Below are 19,857 nucleotides of genomic sequence, written 5' to 3'. Positions count from 1 at the left end.
TCAGTTATTAAAAAAAAAGGGTTACACTATGTGCAACCCTTTTAAGTTTATTTACTTTATTCTATTACAATTGTAGGAGAAGCTTCATCAGAAAAGTCTATTGTAATTTTGTATGTACCAGCAACAACACTAATATTATTGTCATTTTCTGTGTCCAATACTCCGTCTGGTTCTACATCACCATAACTTACATCCCAAGCATCATTAGCTCTAACCTTTATTTCTCCGTCTACTAAGTCTATACTATCTATAGTCCAAACGCCAGGATTAGCAAAATCCGGAGTGAATTTAGTATCTGGACCATCCCATCCGTTAGGAGTAGCAGAACCAACTAAGCCCCATATTGTAGTTTCTTCTAATGTATACTCTAAGGTATTAAAGTTAACCGTTAATAAGTAATATCCAGCAGTAACAGCAATATTATTGTCTGCGTCTGTATCTAATACGCCATCTAAGTTTCCGTCACCATAGCTAGTATCCCACTTATCATTCATTCTAACTTTTATTTCGCCATCTATTAATTGTACAACAGCCTTAAAAGTATCTGTGGTATAGTCATACGCTAATTTTACATTAGGGCCATCCCATCCGTTAGGAGCTGCACTACCAACAATACCCCAAAAGAATTCCTCAATTGTATAAGAGTTATCGCTTAAGTTAATTGTAACTTTATAGGTTCCAGCTTCTGCAATAGCAATATTGTTATCTGGATCTGCATCTAAAATACCATCTAAAGTGGCATCACCTAAATCTCCGCCCCAGGTATTGTTTTCTCTAAATTTAATTTCACCTGCAATAAGGTTTGCATAAGCAACAATAACATCTGGTGTTTCTGTTGTATAAAAAGGAATATCTGGTGTTGCCCCCCAATCATTAGCTGCAGAACCAACAATACCCCAAGTTGACATTTCTATTCCACTACCAGCACCTGTATCTTCTGGTAAAACAACATTTAGCGCTGTAACATCAGAATAGCTTTCTGGAGCATTTTCGGCACCATCACCAACATAAGCTCTAACCCTAAAATACAATACTCCTGTATTTGGCATATCTGCTGTACTTGGGTCATTATCTAAGCCTGCAATTGTTGCCAATTCTAACATTTTTTCTACAGTAACTCCTAAGTTATTATCTGGAGTAGAGCCTAATTCTAATACTTCAGCAAAATCTTCGGTAGCAGAGCCTTGCAAGTCATAAGCATTAGGAGTAGCTATACCAAAATTTGGTGAGTTCCAAACAAAACGCTCTGCTATATTATCTTTAGTAGCTTGCGTTAAAACGTATTCATTTAAAAATGTACTAGTAAAAGCTACATTTTCTGATGGTGTTTGTGCGGTATATATTAAATTATCATCGTCTTCACAAGAAGATAAGCCTGCAACAGCTAGGATAAATAATCCTATAATTCTTAATTTTTTCATAGTTATGGTTTTTAGTTATTTAGTATCCGTTGTTTTGTTTTAGGTTAGGATTTGCTTCTAATGCCTGTAAAGGAATAGGAAACAATTTGTATGTATCTGGAATTCCTGTGCCATCTACTACACCACCTTTCCAAGGCCATAGGTATGAGCTACCTGTAAATTTGCCAAAACGGATTAAGTCTGTTCTTCTGTGTCCTTCTAAGTTTAGCTCTCTACCACGTTCATCCAAAATAAAATCTAGTGTTAAGTCTCCTGCGCTGATTGGCTCTGCATTTGCTCTTTCTCTAATTTGGTTTACGTATCCTAATGCTTCGCCTAAATTTTGATTGGTTCTAACAGCACATTCTGCAAACATTAAGTAAGCATCTGCTAGCCTAAACAAAGGAAAATCTGTACTAGAAAAAGGAGTTGGTGCAGTTGAAGCCGTTAAAGCATTAGTATTTCTAAACTTTATAGGTGGGTAACCATCTGTCCAGGTTTTATAATCATTCATTTCATATGAATGCCCTTCTGTAAAAAACAAACTAGCTCTTTCATCTGTAGAAGTTTCTAAATCTCCGTACAAACCGTACCAACCTCTAGAAGCTCTATGTCCTCCCCAACCATCTGTTAATCCGTAGTCTGCTAAAGTCATAGTTTCTGAACTACTAGAACCATTAACAATATAGGTAGTATTACCGTAACTTTGACTAGTTACTGCGTCTGCAATTAAAGGAAATATTATTTCTGGTGATGTATTATTATCTCCAGAAAATATACTTACATAGCTATCTGCTAAAGTATAACCACCACTAGTAATTACTTTATTTATTGTGGTTAATGCTTCTGCAAACTTATCTGTGCCTGTATATACTTCTGCATTTATGTACAACTTTGCTAATAGCATATTACCAACCGCCTTATTAGCTCTACCGTAGTCATTAGAATCTGGTAAAGTTTCTACAACGTCTAATAATTCTGACTCTACATAAGCAAATAGTTCTGCTCTTGTAGCTTCTGGTAGTGGTGCAGAAGATCCAAAGTTTTCTTCTGTTGCTAAAACTCCTTTTCCAAAAGTGTCAATTAAGTAGTAGTATGCTAAAGACCTTAAAAAACGCACCTCTGCAATTACTTCTTCTTTACCTTCTGTATCTACGTTATCTAATACAGATAATAAGTTGTTACATTGTGGAATTGTGTAGTAAATTCTGTTATACAGGTATCTAAAAAACTTGTTATTTTCATCCCAGTTAGATGTAGTTGTAAGTTGATCCAAACCATCATCTCCCCATCTATTTTTCATTCCATCCGCAGTAAAATCCTGAAGATTTATAATTCCTCTTAAAAAAGGAGATTCACCTGCATTATCACTAATATCAGAACTACCAGGGCCATCTGGGCCAGATAGCGCAAAAGAACCGTAAAGTCTAGAAACTATACCTTGTACAGCGTTAGGGTCTCTATTAATTAATTCTTCTAACGTTAATTCTACTAGTGGATCTGTATCTAAATCTTTTGTACAACTTATGTTAACCAACATAGTTATACCTAGAAAAGCTATTATAATTTTTTTCATAATCCTAAAAGTCTAAATTTAATCCCAAGGTAAATACTCTAGGTCTTGGGTAGAAATTATTATCTATTGAGTTAAAATTCTCAGGGTCTTGTCCGCTATAATCACTTATAACAAAAAGGTTATTTGCAGCTCCATAAATTCTTAAAGAAGTATCTTTTAAGAAATTAGGTACTCTAAAACCAATTACAATATTTTCCATTCTTAAAAAAGATGCATCTTCTAAGAAATAATCTGAGAAAGGAATATTACCTTGTACGTTAGCAAAAGAAGTAGTGGCCGCATCAGAATTAAAATCTAACACATTACTTAAACTATTGCTATTGTTTGGTATAGCTCTATCAATCCAACCAGAAGTTAATCTTCTTGCGTTGTATACTTGCCCCCCTAATTGTCCTCTAAAGCTAGAACTTAAGTCCCAGTTTTTGTAGTTAAAATTAAGTCCAAAGCCAAAAGTCCAATTTGGTCTTAATGTTTCATAATATCTATCATCATTATCTATAACATTATCTCCATTAATATCTACAAATGCATTAGAGATTGGATCTCCATTTGTATCATATACCTGCTTAAATACCCAAGCAGAATATGGTTGATAACCTACAGCGTGGTACGCTAAACTTACTCCTGTACCTGTTGGTAAACCGGACTCTGCTGCAGTAATTCTAGTTACGTCTTTTAAACTAGTAACCTCAGATCTGTTGTACCCAACATTTGAATTAAATTCTAATGTAAAATCTTCTGTGCTAACAGGTCTTAGGTTTAAATTAACTTCAAAACCTTTACTCTCTGTTTCACCTACATTTTGTACAAATGCATCTGATAATGCTTGCCCAGGAGGTACAGCTGTTCTTGCTAATAAATCTTTTGTTTGCTTTTGATAGAAATCTACCGAACCAGAAACAATTCCGTTTGCAAATAGGTCAAAATCTAAACCAACATTATATGTTGTTGTTTTTTCCCAAGTTAAGTCTGGATTAAATGCTTTAGCAGAGTATAAGTTTACTCCACTTAAGTACTGACTAGTAGTAGAACCAATAGTAAATAATGGTGAAGATGGATAATAACCAACAGCACCAGTAATATCTTGTTGCCCTGTTTTACCTGCTCCTAACCTAAGTTTTAGGTCATTAATAACATTAGAATTTTCTACAAAACCAGCATTACCAATTTTCCAAGCAACCGCTGCCGCAGGAAAATATCCCCATCTATTTTCCTCTGTAAACAATGAAGAACCATCTGCTCTAAAAGATAATGTTACTAAAAACTGTTCTGCTAAATCTATATTTGCTCTTCCAAAATAAGACTGTAAGTTTAGTACATTATAATACCTATTATTTAAATTGTTTGGATTTATTAACTCTTCTCTTAAACCTGACTCATCATTATATCTGTATTGAACAGATGTGCCATCATTTTTAAAATTTTGATAAGAGTAACCACCTTGTACTTCAAATCTTTTTACAAATCCTTTAAACTCTTTAGTATAAACTAAATAAGCATCTAATGTTGTATTTGTAATGTCTTGATTTTCTGTGTAATTAACACCAGGATTAAACAAATAATTAGTATTAATATCTGTATCTGCGTTATTAAACCTGTAGGTAGCAATAGAATTATCTAAAAACCTTTCTTCAATGTTTGCCTTAGATGCTTCTAAACCTAAATTTAAAACTGCTCTTAATTCTGGCAAAGCGTGTAATTTGTAATCTAGTTCTATATTTCCTAAAAAACGTTTTACTTCTTCTGGTCTTTCTCTTTGTTTTAATAATGCTAACGGATTACTTTGCCCGTCTAATAATAATCTATTACCATCTACAATTGTATTTTGGTAAAATCCTCCAAAACGGTTGTTTGGGTTTACATCAAAAACAGGTTTTGTAGGATCCATATTTACAGCACCTCCTAAAGCTCCACCTTCATCAATAGCATTTTTTTCTGAATATAATCCTTTAGCGTTTAAACTAACTTTTAAGTGATCATCAAAAAAAGTAGGTGTTAATTTAGCAGATAAGCTAACTCTTTCATAATCGTTAGTTTTTACAACACCACCAGTATTTGTATAACCTATAGAACCTCTAAATGGTATTTTACCACCTAAGTTAGCTCTAGCACTAAAGTTAGTGTTTGTAGAAATTGCTGTTCTATAAATTTCATCTTGCCAATTTGTATCTGCAATTATTCTTCCTTCTATACCAGGTGTAGTAAGGTTATCTGTAGCATCTGTACTAGGATCATCAATACCTAATAAATTTGTGTATGTTGGATGATACTGCTGAATAAAACTTACGTATTGCTGACTATTCATTAAATCTATATCATTAGCTACATTGCTAACAGAAACATCTGATGAAAAATTAAATTTTACCTCGCCAGAAGTCCCTTTTTTAGTAGAAATAATTATTACACCGTTAGAAGCCCTAGAACCATATATAGCCGTTGCAGAAGCATCTTTTAAAACACTAAAGCTTTCTATATCATTAGGGTTAATAAGCGATAAAGGGTTACCAACACCAGCAGGGTTTGTATTATCTACAGGTATACCGTCTATAACAATTAACGGGCTATTATTAGCAGATAAAGAAGAACCACCTCTAATTCTAATATTTGGTGCTGCATCTGGCTGCCCACCATTAGATGTAATACGTACACCTGCCATTTTACCTGTTAATAATTGATCTGCAGAAACTACAGAACCTTGATTAAAGTCTTTAGATGACAATACATCTACAGAACCAGTTAAATCTTCTTTTTTGGCACTACCGTAACCAATTAATACAACCTCTTCTAATAATTCTGTAGATTCTGCCATTTCTACATTTAAAGTACTAGAAGTAACTTTCACTTCTTTAGGATTATAACCTATAGATGTAAATACAAGTATATCACCCATATTTACATTTCTAATTTCATACAATCCATCAAAATCTGAAATAGATCCGTTTGTTGTTCCTTTTACAACAACGTTAACTCCTAGTAATGGAGTTTTTGTTACATTGTCTGTAATTTTTCCTGACACTGTTTGTTGTGCAAAAAATAGTAGTGGAAAAAGTAGAAACGCACCTAAAAAGATGTTTTTTAGTTTATTCATAAAGTTAGTTTGAGTTAATAATTTGATTAAAACTTAACACATTTTTATATTTCGCACAGTGAAAGTATATGGTTAACTTTAAATTAACAAATCTACAAGGTTACGCAACGCGTTGCATGTTAACAACTTTATCAAAAAGTGTGTTTTTATCATAAAAAATGACTGCAATTTTAATAGATTGTTATTTATTTGCTATTAAAAATTAAGTATTGTCAATTTAGCGTTAATACTTAATTGATGTTTACAAACGTTGTATCTTTATATTATGAAAGCCAAAATTACCATAAAAGACATAGCAAAAGAGTTAGGTGTGTCTTCTTCTACAGTATCTAGAGCATTAAAAAACAGCCCTGAAATAAGTGAAGAAACACGTAAAAAAGTTAAGGCCTTTGCAGACTTATATCATTACAAACCAAATATGCTTGCGCAAAAATTACGCAATAATAAAACAATGGTAATTGGTGTAATTATTCCAGAAATAGTACATCATTTTTTTTCTAGAGTTATTAGTGGTGTAGAAAAAATAGCAAACGGTAGAGATTACAATGTTATGATATGTTTATCTAACGAATCTTACGAAAAAGAAAAATTAAACATACAAATGATGGCTAACGGAAGCGTAGATGGCTTGCTTGTTTCAATAGCTAAAGAAACCCTAGAAAAAGGAGATTTTGAACATTTTAACGAATTAAAAGATTACAATATTCCTTTGGTTTTATTTGATAGAATTTCTGATAAAATTGATTGTGATAAAGTTATTGTAGATGATATTGGTGGTGGTTACAAAGCTACCAAACACTTATTAGATGTAGGGTGTAAAAAAATAGCCATATTATCTACACCAGACCACGTAAATGTTGGCGCATTACGCACAATTGGCTACAAAAGAGCTTTAGAAGAGAAAGGAATTGCAATAGACGAAAATCTTATTTTTAAAGTAAACGACAACTCTAGCATTACCAAACAAATTAGCACATTTATGCACAACTCTAATTTAAGTTATGATGGAATAGTAGCTGTTAATGAAATTTATGCTGCTAATGTTATAAAAATAGCTAAAGAAAAAGATTTACAAATTCCTAATGAGCTTTGTGTTGTTGGCTTTACAGATGGATTAATATCTTCATTTTCAACACCTTCATTATCTACCATAGACCAACACGGCATTACAATTGGCGAGCACGCTGCAGAATTATTGTTAGACCGCATACAAAATAAAACTGCTAATAAAGAATACCAACGTAAAGTTATTTCTACCGATTTAATTATTAGAAAATCATCAGAAAAAAATACAGTTTTGTAATCTGTATCAAAAATTTTATATCTTTACCCCCATAAAATATTAAACTTAACACTTAATATTTTTGTACTTCGCACCCTATACACGCCAAACAGACACAAAATCTGGCGCTGTATTTTTATACTAAATATTTACATTATGGAAAAACAGAAACTTGGTTTCTGGCAGATCTGGAACATGAGTTTCGGGTTTCTGGGAATTCAATTTGGATTTGCCCTACAAGGCGGTTTTATGTCCAGAATTTTTCAGACGCTAGGTGCAGAAAAAGACGCTATACCACTTTTATGGATTGCAGCCCCTTTAACCGGATTGGTTGTACAACCAATTATTGGTTATTTAAGTGATAGAACTTGGAGCGAACGTTGGGGAAGAAGAAAACCTTATTTTTTAATTGGTGCTATTTTAAGCTCCCTAGCTTTATTTTTGGTGCCTCACTCACCTGTTTTATGGATTGCAGCTGGTTTTTTATGGATTTTAGACGCATCAATTAATGTATCTATGGAGCCGTTTAGAGCTTTGGTTGCAGATAAATTACCAGACTCACAACGCTCTTACGGTTTTGTTATACAAACTTTAATTATTGGTATTGGTACTTGGGTTGCTAGTAATTTACCTTGGATGGTATCTAAACTTGGAGTAAGTGATGCTGCTCCTTCTGGAGTGGTACCAATGTCTGTAAAAGTAGCATTTGCAATAGGAGCGGTTGTATTTTTAATTAGCATACTGTACACCATATTTACTACATCGGAGTATCCGCCAGAAGATATGGAAGAATTTAAAAGAGAAAAGGCTAAAAAAAATCAGTTTATTTCAGATATCATAAACAATATTGGCAATATGCCTTCTACTATGAAAAAGTTAGGTGTAATTCAGTTTTTTAGCTGGTTTGCCTTTTTTACAATGTGGAGTATGGCTAACCCAGCACTAACAGAACACGTTTTTAATACACCTGCTCCAGTAGAGGCTAATTATAATATGGAAATAGCTGCAGATTTACTTGCTTTTAACACAACTAATGAAGCGTTTCAAAAATCATCAAACTTAGTAGGTTCTTATATGGGAACTTATGGCTTATCATCTATGGCGTTTGCTTTAATTCTAGTCTTATATACATCAAGAAAAAGAATTAATAGAAAACTAGTACATATGTTTTCTTTAATTATTGGTGGTGTTGGCTTTTTGTTAATGTACTTTATTCCTTCTCCAGAATATTTAACCTTATGTTTTATACTAATTGGCTTTGCTTGGGGTAGTATTTTATCTATGCCATATGCTATGCTTTCTAGTGCTGTAGACCCTAAAAGAATGGGGGTTTTTATGGGCATTTTTAATATGTTTATAGTTATACCTCAAATTATTGCTGCTATAGGTGGCATAAATATTATCTCTAATTTATTAGGAGAAGGCGCTATAAATGCAATGATTATTGCTGGTACAAGCTTAATTATTGCTGGTTTATGCAACTTCTTAATTACCGAAAAAAGTGCAATTTCTTATCAAACAATAGAAGAATAAAATGAAAAGAAAAGGATTCATATTTGACCTAGATGGCGTTATTGTAGATACAGCCAAATACCATTTTTTAGCTTGGCAAAAACTAGCTAATTCTATTGGTGTTGAATTTACTAATGAACAAAATGAGCAACTAAAAGGTGTTAGCAGAGTAAAATCTTTAGAAAAAATACTTAACTGGGGTAATATTACTCTAGAAAACGAAGAGTTTATTGGCTTAATGGCTAAAAAAAATGAAGATTATTTACTGCATATAGAAAAAATGGACGCTTCTGAAATTTTACCAGATGTACCTAGAATTTTAGAGCTTTTAGAAAAAGAAAAACAAGGTATTGCTTTAGGTTCGGCAAGTAAAAATGCAGAGGTTATATTACAAAAAGTGAATTTAATACAAAAGTTTAGTGCTATTATAGATGGTAATGGGGTTACTAAAGGTAAACCAGATCCTGAAGTGTTTTTAAATGCTGCTAACGCACTTTCTATAGCTCCAGAAAATTGTATTGTTTTTGAAGATGCCACTGCTGGTATTAAAGCCGCCAATGCTGCAAATATGATTAGCATTGGTATTGGAGATGCTACCGTTTTACATGAAGCAGATTACGTTTTTAAAGATTTTACAGAAATCTCATCAGACTTTATACAAGAATTAATAAAAAAATAAGGTAGATACTAACTTACTAAAAGTACTATTTACAAGAATCAATAGCATAAGAAATTATGAATCAAGATTATATTAAACCAAACAACTGGTCTATAATAGAAGAAGGTTTTAACACAGACAGAGTTAAATCTTCAGAAAGCTTGTTTAGCATTGGAAACGGTGCAATGGGGCAAAGAGCTAATTTTGAAGAGCACTACTCTGGACCTACGTTTCAAGGTAGCTACATTGCAGGTGTTTATTACCCAGATAAAACTAAAGTTGGATGGTGGAAAAAAGGCTACCCAGAGTATTTTGCAAAAGTTTTAAATGCTCCAAATTGGATTGGTATTAATGTACAAGTTAACGGAGAAAATTTAGACTTATTTACCTGTAAAGTAGATAATTTTAAGAGAGAGTTAAATATGCAAGAAGGTTGGCTTTCTAGATCTTTTACTGCTACCTTAAAAAATAATGTAATTGTTTCTGTAAAAACAAAGCGCTTTTTAAGTTTAACTTTAGATGAAGTTGGTGCTATTAATTACACAATTACTCCTGTAAACGTAGACGCTACAATAACATTTAGTCCTTATTTAGATGCAGGTATTACAAATGAAGATACCAATTGGGATGATAAGTTCTGGCAAATAACTAACATAAATAATACAGGTAGTAAGGCATTTATAGAAGCACATACTTTAAAAACAGAATTTCATACTTGCACGTTTATGGAGTCTAAGTGTTTTTTAAATGATAAAAAAACAGATATTACTCCTAAAATAGAAAAGCTAGAAAATAAAATCACCTATAACTATACGGCAGATATAGAAGCAAATTCTTCGTTTACCATACATAAATTTGCTGGGTATACTGTAGACAGAAACCACCCTAAAGAAAAGCTTATTACTGCTGCTACTATTGCTTTAGAGAAAGCTACATCTACTGGATTTTTTGCATTGTTAGAAGCTCAAAAAAATGCTTGGGCTACAATTTGGGAAACATCAGATATCACGATAAACGGAGACGTAAAAGCACAACAAGGTATACGCTTTAATATTTTTCAATTAAACCAAACATATTTAGGGACAGATGCACAACTAAACATTGGACCAAAAGGTTTTACTGGCGAAAAATATGGTGGTAGTACGTACTGGGACACAGAGGCTTATTGTTTGCCTTTTTATATGGCTACAAAAGACCAAAATGTTGGTCGTAATTTATTAGCCTACAGGTATAATCACCTAGAAAAGGCTATTGAAAATGGAGAAAAATTAGACTTTACTAACGGAGCTGCCTTATACCCAATGGTAACTATGAATGGCGAAGAATGCCATAACGAATGGGAAATAACTTTTGAGGAAATACACAGAAACGGTGCCATTGCTTTTGCCATTTACAATTATTACAGATATACTGGTGATTACAGTTACATTCCAGAAAAAGGATTAGAGGTTCTTATTGGTATTGCCCGCTTTTGGCACCAAAGAGCTACATTCTCTACCAATAAAAACAAATATGTAATTTTAGGAGTAACTGGACCTAATGAATATGAAAACAACATAAATAATAACTGGTATACCAATTATATAGCTCAATGGTGTATAAACTATACAGCAGAAACAATAGCTAATGTAAAAGAAAATTACATAGAAGACTATAACAGAGTTATATCTAAAGTAAACTTAACTCATAACGAAATTGATAGTTGGAAAGAAGTTGCGGATAATATGTATTTTCCGTTTTCTGAGGAGCATAATGTTTTTTTACAACAAGACGGTTTTTTAGATAAAGAATTAACTCCGGTGTCTAGTTTAGATAATTCTCAACGTCCTATAAACCAAAAATGGTCTTGGGACAGAATTTTACGTTCGCCTTATATTAAACAAGCAGATACGTTACAAGGTTTTTATTTATTTGAAGATAATTTTACTATTGAAGAAATAGAACGACATTTTGATTTTTACGAGCCCTTTACAGTTCATGAAAGTTCTTTATCTCCTTGTGTACATAGTATTTTAGCCGCAAAGTTAAACCGTATGGACCAAGCATATAGTTTTTACTTAAGAACATCCAGACTAGATTTAGATGATTATAATAAAGAGGTAGAAGAAGGTTTACACATTACATCTATGGCAGGTACTTGGATGAGTATTATAGAAGGCTTTGGTGGTATGCGTGTTCGCGAAAATACGTTGTCTTTCAGTCCTAAAATACCAAAAGAATGGGATGGCTATTCTTTTAAAGTTAATTTTAGAAACCATACTATTAAAGTAAGTGTTACACAAACTAAAAATACTTTTGAACTTTTAAAAGGAGAAGAACTTACGTTATTGGTTAACGGTAAATCTATAACCATAAATCAAAATAACTTAATTACAGTATAAAAACTATTTAAGCTATGAAAAAAGGATTTGTAAGTGTTTTTGTATTAGTTTTTGCTCTTTTTGTTTCTTGTTCTCCTAAAAAAGAACAGAAACAAGAAGAAGCTCCTGTTACAATTTCTAATGATATAGAGCGTGTAGAGCCTCCTCATTGGTGGGTAGGTTTTAAAAACAACAAACTGCAATTATTGGTTAAAAGTCCTAATATAGCCAATAGTACTCCAAAGATTTCTAAAACAGGTATTTCTATAAAAAAAGTAACTAAAGCAGATAGTCCTAATTATTTGTTTATTGATGTAGAGATTAGTAAAACAGCAAAAGCTGGTTTATTTAATATTGATTTTACATCTGAAGATGGCACTACAAAAACGCAAACTTATGAGCTTAAAAACAGAGTTAAAAAAGCTGAAGATTATATAGGTTTTTCTAGTGCAGATGCAGTTTATTTAATTACTCCAGATAGGTTTGCTAACGCAGATACTTCTAACGACACAAATAGTTCTTTGCTTGAGAAAAATATAGATCGTACAGATGATTATGCCAGACACGGTGGAGACATTAAGGGGATTACAGCACACTTAGATTATATAAACTCCTTAGGTTTTACGGCAATTTGGCCTAGTCCCTTGTTAACTAATAATATGCCTAAGCAGTCGTACCACGGATATGCAATTACAGATTTTTATGGTGTAGATCCTAGGTTTGGCACCTTAGATGAGTACAAGCAATTAGCTATAAAATCTAAAGAAAAAGGAATTAAGCTAATAATGGATCAAGTTGCTAACCATTGTGGTTTAGAACATTGGTGGATGAAAGATTTACCCTTTAAAGATTGGGTAAATTACCAAGAAGAATTTACCAATAACAAACCAGTAGAAATCTCTAACCACAAGAGAACCAGCAACCAAGATATTTACGCATCTAAAGCAGATAATAAAATAATGACCCACGGTTGGTTTGGTAACCATATGCCAGATCTTAACCAACGCAACCCTTTTTTAGCAACTTATATTATTCAAAATAGTATTTGGTGGATAGAAACTTTAGAACTTGGAGGCATACGCCAAGATACTTACCCTTATCCAGATAAAGATTTTATGGCTAATTGGGCAGGAACTATTATGGAAGAATATCCAAATTTCTCAATTGTTGGAGAAGAATGGAGTTATAACCCTCTATTAATTGCATACTGGCAAAAAAACAACCCAAATAAAGACGGTTATGAGTCTAACTTAACCTCTACAATGGATTTTGCCATGCAAAAAAATATAGTAGATGCTTTAAACCAAGAAGAAACTTGGGGGACTGGATTTGTAAAGGCTTATGAAGGTTTAGCTAATGATTTTGCGTACAAATCTCCTAAAGATATTATGGTATTTTTAGACAATCATGATATGGACCGAGTGTTTACTCAACTTAATGAAAATGTAGAAAACACAAAAATGGCAATAGCATACTCAGCTTTGCTACCACGTATTCCTCAATTTTATTATGGTACAGAAATACTAATGCAAAACACAGCAAAACCAGGTGATCACGGACTAATACGTACAGATTTCCCTGGAGGATGGGCATCTGACTCTACCAACGCATTTACAGGAGAAGGCCTTAACTCTAATCAAAAAGAAATGCAACTATTTATGAGTACACTATTAAATTTCAGAAAAAATAGTGAGACTATTCATAAAGGAAAAACCATACATTTTGCTCCTGAAAATGGGGTTTATATATTATTTAGAATTTTAAATGATAATGTTGTTACCATCATTTTAAATAAAAATGAAGAACCGTACCAATTAAATCTTTCTAGATTTAATGAGATTGGTTTAGACGGTAAAAAGCTTACCAATATTTTTACTGGTGAAGCTGTTGTTTGGGACAATAATTTAACGCTTCCCAAAAAAGGAAGTTACATTTTAACAACTAAAAACGTAAACAAGCCTAACTAATGAAATCATTATTATATTTTTTAATACTGAGCTGTTTATTTTCATGTACTAATAAAACAAACGCAGTAAAAACCAAATTACTGTTTAAAGAAGTAAACCAAATAAATTTGGCTCGCGGAACATTATTTAGAGCAGACAGTATTTCATCTAAATACATTACAACTAGACCTGTAGATGTGTGGTTACCTAGTAATTATACAACAGAAAAAGAATATGCTGTTGTTTATATGCATGATGGCCAAATGCTTTTTGACAGCACAACAACTTGGAACAAACAAGAGTGGAAAGTTGACGAAGTAGCAGGTAAATTAAATAATGATAAAAACATTAAAAATTTTATAGTTGTTGCTGTGCACAACATAGCAGAATTAAGGTGGCAAGATCTTTTTCCTACAAAAGCTATAACAAATAATATAAGTGCTATAGACACTTCTTTAGCTAAAGATTTTAAAAAAGATAATTTTGATATAAACAAGCTTACTGGAGACCAGTATTTAAAATTTTTAGTAACCGAACTAAAACCAATAATAGATACATCATTCTCTGTAAAAAAAGATGCCAAAAATACATTTGTTATGGGATCTAGTATGGGAGGTTTAATGTCTATGTATGCCATATCAGAATATCCAAACGTTTTTGGCGGAGCTGTGTGTTTATCTACTCACTGGGTAGGCTTTAAACCTATGGAAAATAATGTACTACCTAGTTTAATTTTTAAGTATGCTGCATCTAATATACCAGACTCTAAAACACATAAATTGTATTTTGATTATGGCACTGAAACTTTAGATGCTTATTATTTAAAGCATGTAACTACTGTAGATAGCATTTACTTAAACAAAGGTTATACATCTAAAAATTACAGAAACTTAAAATTTAAAGGCGAAAACCACAGTGAAAACTCTTGGCAAAAACGCATAAGCATACCACTAACTTTTTTACTTAAAAACAATTAAAAATGAAAAAAATAATTACAATTTTATCCTTATTTGCAGTAGTACTATCCTGCAAGGAAAAAGTTAAAAAAGAAGAAAACAATGTAATTGTAGATAAAGAACCAATTGCTGTAACAGAAGTTATGGAAGATGGAGTAATTTACGAAGCCAACATTCGCCAATACTCACCAGAAGGTACGTTTAATGCTTTTACAAAAGATATTCCTGTACTTAAAAAACTTGGAGTTAAAGTTATTTGGGTAATGCCAATTAATCCTATATCTAAAGTTAAACGTAAAGCTACAGACGGACAGTTTACTAGCGATATTAAAGATGAAGAAGAGCGTAAAAAATACTTAGGTAGCTATTACTCAGTATCTGATTACAAAGCCATTAACCCTGAGTTTGGAACGCTTGATGACTTTAAAAATATGGTAACCACTGCTCATGACAATGGTATTTTAGTTATTGTAGATTGGGTACCAAACCATACAGGTTGGGATCATCCTTGGATTGCAGAACATCCAGAATACTACACTCAAAATGAACAAGGAGAAATTATAGATCCTATAAACCCAGAAACAGGAGAATCATGGGGGTGGACAGACGTAGCTGATTTAAATTACGACAATGATGAAATGCGTAAGGAAATGATTAGTGATATGAAATTTTGGGTAGAAAAAGCAGATATAGACGGCTTTAGAATGGATGTTGCACACAAAGTACCTGTAGACTTTTTTAATACCGCTATAAAAGAAATGAAAACTGTAAAACCTGTTTTTATGCTGGCGGAAGCAGAACAACCAGATTTGCTACAAAATGGTTTTGATATGCAATACGGCTGGGAGGTTCACCATATTTTTAATGAAATAGCGAAAGGTGAAGCCAACGTTACTAAGTTTGATGAATATATGGTAAAACTAGATACTATTTTAGAAGCAGATGACATTAATATGAACTTTGTTACAAACCATGATGAAAACTCATGGAATGGTACTTTATTAGAAAGAATGCCAAATAACAAAGAAGTATTTACAGCTTTAACTTATGTTATGCCAGGTATGCCACTAATATATTCTGGACAGGAATATGATATGGAACACAGATTACGCTTTTTTGAAAAAGACACAATTCCTAAAACTAAAGGAAAATATTTTACTTTATTAGAAAAACTAGGCGAATTAAAAAATACAAATACGGCTTTAAACGGTGGTAAAAAAGCAGCAAATTACACAAGAGTTAACACATCTAATAACGAAGCTATACTAGCATTTAAAAGAGATAAAGATGGTGAAACTGTTTATTTTATTGCTAATTTAAGTAATACCATAAAAGAAGCAACTATTAGTTTAAATGGTGAATTTACAGACTACATCTCTAACAACACTTTTACTATTGAAGAAAACACAGCTTTAAAATTGGCTCCTTGGGAATACCATATTTTAATTACTAAAAAATAGAAAAACACACTTCTAAAAAAAGCGCCAATTTTATATTAAAATTAGCGCTTTTATTTTTTAACATTATATACTATAACGGAATGTTCCCGTGTTTACGTTTAGGTACGTTTACTACTTTATCTTCTAACATAGCCATTGCTTTTATTAGTTTTTTACGCGTATTCTTAGGCAAAATAACCTCGTCTATAAAACCTCTTTGCGCTGCACTGTAAGGATTTGCAAATGTATCTGCATACTCTTTTTCTTTTTCTGCTAGTTTAGCTGCTGGGTCTTCTGCTGTTTGTATTTCTTTTCTAAAAATAATTTCACTAGCACCCTTAGCTCCCATTACTGCAATTTCTGCTCCAGGCCAAGCATAGTTCATATCTGCACCAATGTGTTTAGAGTTCATAACATCATAAGCACCACCATAAGCTTTACGTGTAATAACAGTAACTTTTGGCACTGTAGCTTCACTTAATGCATATAATAATTTAGCACCGTTTGTAATAATACCATTCCACTCTTGGTCTGTACCTGGTAAAAAGCCTGGAACGTCTACAAGAACTAGTAACGGAATATTAAAACAATCACAAAAACGAGTAAAGCGTGCTCCTTTTTTAGAACTTTCTACATCCAAGACACCTGCCAAACTCATTGGTTGGTTAGCTACAATACCTATACTCCTACCCGCTAAACGTGCAAAACCAACAACTAAATTATCTGCGTAATCTTTATGAATTTCAAAAAAAGATTCTTTATCTATAATTCCGTTTATAACAGTACGCATATCATAAGGCTGATTTGCGTTTGCCGGAACCATAGTTTCTAATTCTTCTCTAATTTCATCCCCCAACGTAAACGGCAATTTAGCTGGTTTATCCTCACAGTTTTGAGGCATATAGCTAATCATTTGTTTAATTTGGTTTATACATTCAATATCATTGGCAGCAGTAACGTGTGTTACACCAGATTTTGTAGCGTGTGTTTTTGCACCTCCTAATTCCTCTGAGGTTACTTCCTCATTTGTTACTGTTTTTACAACATTTGGTCCAGTTACAAACATATAGCTAGAGTTTTCTACCATAAGTGTAAAATCTGTCATAGCTGGCGAGTAAACAGCACCACCAGCACAAGGTCCCATAATTGCAGAAATTTGAGGTATAACACCTGAAGACATCACGTTTCTATGAAAAATATCTGCATAACCACCTAAAGAGCGTACACCTTCTTGTATTCTTGCTCCTCCACTATCATTTAATCCAATTACAGGTACACCTATCTTCATAGCCATATCCATAATTTTACAAATTTTTTCTGCGTGAGTTTCAGACAAAGCACCACCAAAAACAGTAAAATCTTGTGCAAAAACACAAACTTGTCTTCCGTTAATGGTACCGTAACCGGTTACGACTCCATCACCATAAAATTGTTGTTTATCCATTCCAAAGTCAGACGTTCTGTGGGTTACTAAAATTCCCATTTCTTCAAAAGATCCTTCGTCTAACAAAAAATGAATACGCTCACGGGCAGTTAACTTTCCCTTAGCGTGTTGTTTTTCTATACGTTCTTTACCGCCTCCTAATTTGGCTAATTCTATTTTTGACTGTAATATATTTTCTTTGCTTTGTTCTCCCATGTTACTTAGTGTTTCTGTTAGTTCTCCAATTGGAAGTTTCTTGTACTGGCGTTTTTACTATTTTATTATTTTGGTTAAACAAGTGCATACTAAAAAGAGCTGCAACTTTGTGCTCTGGTAAACGTGCTGCTATTAACTTATCTGCAGAATAATATTTTTTTACAAAATGTGTATCAAAATTACCAGATAAAAAAGCAGGATGTTCACACACAAACTTACCAAAAGACAAGGTTGTAGAAGCTCCTTCTATTTTATAATCTTTAATAGCAGATAACATTAGTTGTATAGCCTCTTCTCTTGTATCACCGTAGGTTATTAATTTAGATAACATAGGATCATAATAAATAGGTATTTCCATACCTTCTTCAAACCCATCATCTAAGCGTATGCCTTTACCTTTTGGTCTTTTATAAGTAGATAGTGTACCTATACTTGGCATAAAATTATCTAACGGATCCTCTGCATATACTCTTATTTCCACAGCGTGACCTTTAATTTTTAAGTCGCTTTGTCTAATTTGAAGAGTTTCGTTTCTTGCAACTTTTATTTGTTGTTCTACCAAATCTACACCAGTTATAAGTTCTGTAACTGGATGCTCTACTTGTAAGCGTGTATTCATTTCCAGAAAATAAAAATTTTTATCTGCATCTAATAAAAATTCTACTGTACCAACCCCTACATAGTCACAGGCTTTTGCCACTTTTATTGCAGCATCTCCCATTGCTTCTCTTATTTCTGCAGTTAGCACAACAGAAGGAGCTTCTTCTACCACTTTTTGGTGTCTACGTTGTATGCTACATTCACGCTCAAATAAGTGTACTACATTACCGTGGTTGTCTGCTAAAACTTGTATTTCTATATGCCTTGGTGATGCTACGTACTTTTCTATAAAAACAGAACCATCTCCAAACGCAGATTCTGCTTCACTAATAGCACGTTTCATTTGATCTGGTAGTTCTTCTATATTTTCTACAACACGCATTCCTTTTCCGCCACCACCAGCTGCTGCTTTTATTAAAATAGGGAAACCTATTTCTTTGGCTATTTTGGTTGCTAAGTCTACATCTGTAATAGCTTCTTCAATACCCGGAACCATAGGAATATTGTAATCTTTAACAGCTTCTTTTGCCGCTAATTTATTTCCCATAACCTCTATAGCGTGTGGTTTTGGTCCTATAAATGTGATACCAGCATTTGTTACTTTTTTTGCAAACTCAGCATTTTCACTTAAAAAACCATATCCAGGATGTATACCGTCTGCTCCAGTATCTTTTGCTGCTTTTATTACTTTGTCCATTACCAAGTATGACTCAGAAGATGGTGCTGCTCCCAAGCACACCGCTTCATCTGCAAACTTTACGTGTGGCGCCTCCCTATCTACATCAGAAAAAACAGCAACAGTTTTAATTCCCATTTTTTTAGCAGAACGCATTACTCTTAATGCTATTTCACCTCTGTTAGCAACTAATATTTTTTTCATAGTTATGCTATTTCTATTAATAATTGTCCTTTTTCTACAGCATCGTCTTTAGCAACGTTCACAATACTAACTACACCATCACTAGGTGCTGTAATAATGTTTTCCATTTTCATAGCAGATAAAACCAAAACTTGCTCTCCTTCTTTAACTTCTTGGCCTTCTGTTACCAAAATATCTAAAATAAGCCCTGGCATAGGAGCATTTATATTTTTCTCTTTTTTTGTATTTACAGCAAGTAAGCCCATTTTTTTAACCATCTGGTCGTACTCATCTGCAATGGCAATTGTATAACTATTACCATTAACCTCAACTTTTAAGGTTTTTTCTAAAAAATTTGCGCTAATTAATTTAGCATTGTACTTTTTATTGTCTTCTAAAATATGGTATTCTTTATCTGAATTTTTAACAATATTTAGCTCAGAAACCTCATCGCTATTTATTGCTAACTCTTCATCATTTACTGAAACAACATATGTTTTCATACTAAAATGGTTTATAAATATTTGTGTTTAGTTAGATTT

The 19,857-nt window shown here is 32.8% G+C and carries 13 protein-coding genes; 7 read left to right on the top strand and 6 right to left on the bottom strand.

The features are described 5' to 3' along the window. Window positions 1-56: 56 nt before the first annotated feature. Genes BFJ87_RS08860 through BFJ87_RS08850 form a run of 3 tightly spaced genes read right to left on the bottom strand, consistent with a single transcriptional unit; the run spans window position 57 to window position 6,064 of the window. Entirely contained in the window at window positions 57-1,421 is a 1,365-nt protein-coding gene (locus BFJ87_RS08860; protein WP_077403001.1) for a SusE domain-containing protein, read from the bottom strand. 19 nt (window positions 1,422-1,440) lie between these two features. Then, window positions 1,441-2,976: a RagB/SusD family nutrient uptake outer membrane protein gene (locus BFJ87_RS08855; RefSeq protein WP_077402998.1), complete on the bottom strand. Its 1,536-nt coding sequence runs from the start codon at window positions 2,974-2,976 to the stop codon at window positions 1,441-1,443. A gap of 4 nt (window positions 2,977-2,980) precedes the next feature. Then, a complete protein-coding gene (locus BFJ87_RS08850; protein WP_077402995.1) occupies window positions 2,981-6,064 on the bottom strand; it encodes a SusC/RagA family TonB-linked outer membrane protein in 3,084 nt (1,027 codons plus the stop codon). Between the two features lie 265 nt (window positions 6,065-6,329). Here BFJ87_RS08850 and BFJ87_RS08845 point away from each other — a divergent pair, with 265 nt between their 5' ends. The 7 genes from BFJ87_RS08845 to BFJ87_RS08815 all read left to right on the top strand — a co-directional run bounded on the left by BFJ87_RS08845 (window position 6,330) and on the right by BFJ87_RS08815 (window position 16,238). After that, window positions 6,330-7,367: a LacI family DNA-binding transcriptional regulator gene (locus tag BFJ87_RS08845; protein ID WP_077402992.1), complete on the top strand. Its 1,038-nt coding sequence runs from the start codon at window positions 6,330-6,332 to the stop codon at window positions 7,365-7,367. Between the two features lie 135 nt (window positions 7,368-7,502). Next, the gene (locus BFJ87_RS08840) at window positions 7,503-8,879 is read left to right on the top strand and encodes an MFS transporter (RefSeq protein ID WP_077402989.1); all 1,377 of its coding nucleotides are present in this window, start codon (window positions 7,503-7,505) and stop codon (window positions 8,877-8,879) included. Window position 8,880: 1 nt separating this feature from the next. Next, a complete protein-coding gene (gene pgmB, locus BFJ87_RS08835; protein WP_077402986.1) occupies window positions 8,881-9,537 on the top strand; it encodes a beta-phosphoglucomutase in 657 nt (218 codons plus the stop codon). Window positions 9,538-9,593: 56 nt separating this feature from the next. Then, window positions 9,594-11,897, top strand: a complete 2,304-nt coding sequence (locus BFJ87_RS08830) for a glycoside hydrolase family 65 protein (RefSeq protein WP_077402983.1) — start codon at window positions 9,594-9,596, stop codon at window positions 11,895-11,897. 14 nt (window positions 11,898-11,911) lie between these two features. Then, complete coding sequence (locus tag BFJ87_RS08825; protein ID WP_077402980.1) at window positions 11,912-13,843, top strand: glycoside hydrolase family 13 protein; 1,932 nt, start codon at window positions 11,912-11,914, stop codon at window positions 13,841-13,843. Continuing rightward, on the top strand, window positions 13,843-14,799 hold the full coding sequence (locus tag BFJ87_RS08820) for an alpha/beta hydrolase (RefSeq protein WP_077402977.1): 957 nt from the start codon (window positions 13,843-13,845) through the stop codon (window positions 14,797-14,799). The genes BFJ87_RS08825 and BFJ87_RS08820 overlap by 1 nt, the downstream gene beginning before the upstream one ends. 2 nt (window positions 14,800-14,801) lie before the next feature. Further along, entirely contained in the window at window positions 14,802-16,238 is a 1,437-nt protein-coding gene (locus tag BFJ87_RS08815; RefSeq protein WP_077402974.1) for an alpha-amylase family glycosyl hydrolase, read from the top strand. Window positions 16,239-16,308: 70 nt separating this feature from the next. Here the strand turns inward: BFJ87_RS08815 and BFJ87_RS08810 are convergent, their stop codons facing one another. The 3 genes from BFJ87_RS08810 to BFJ87_RS08800 are packed head-to-tail and all read right to left on the bottom strand — an operon-like array spanning window position 16,309 to window position 19,818. Next, window positions 16,309-17,856, bottom strand: coding sequence for an acyl-CoA carboxylase subunit beta (locus BFJ87_RS08810; protein ID WP_077402971.1), 1,548 nt, complete (start codon window positions 17,854-17,856; stop codon window positions 16,309-16,311). 1 nt (window position 17,857) lies between these two features. Then, entirely contained in the window at window positions 17,858-19,336 is a 1,479-nt protein-coding gene (accC, locus tag BFJ87_RS08805) for an acetyl-CoA carboxylase biotin carboxylase subunit (RefSeq protein ID WP_077402968.1), read from the bottom strand. Between the two features lie 2 nt (window positions 19,337-19,338). Then, a complete protein-coding gene (locus BFJ87_RS08800) occupies window positions 19,339-19,818 on the bottom strand; it encodes a biotin/lipoyl-containing protein (RefSeq protein WP_077402965.1) in 480 nt (159 codons plus the stop codon). Window positions 19,819-19,857: the final 39 nt, after the last annotated feature.

The organism is Cellulophaga omnivescoria (genome assembly GCF_001999725.1).
GTDB classification, from domain to species: Bacteria; Bacteroidota; Bacteroidia; order Flavobacteriales; family Flavobacteriaceae; genus Cellulophaga; species Cellulophaga omnivescoria.
The sequence above is the reverse complement of the archived record's forward strand: the minus strand, read 5'-3'. Positions and strand labels throughout refer to the sequence as shown.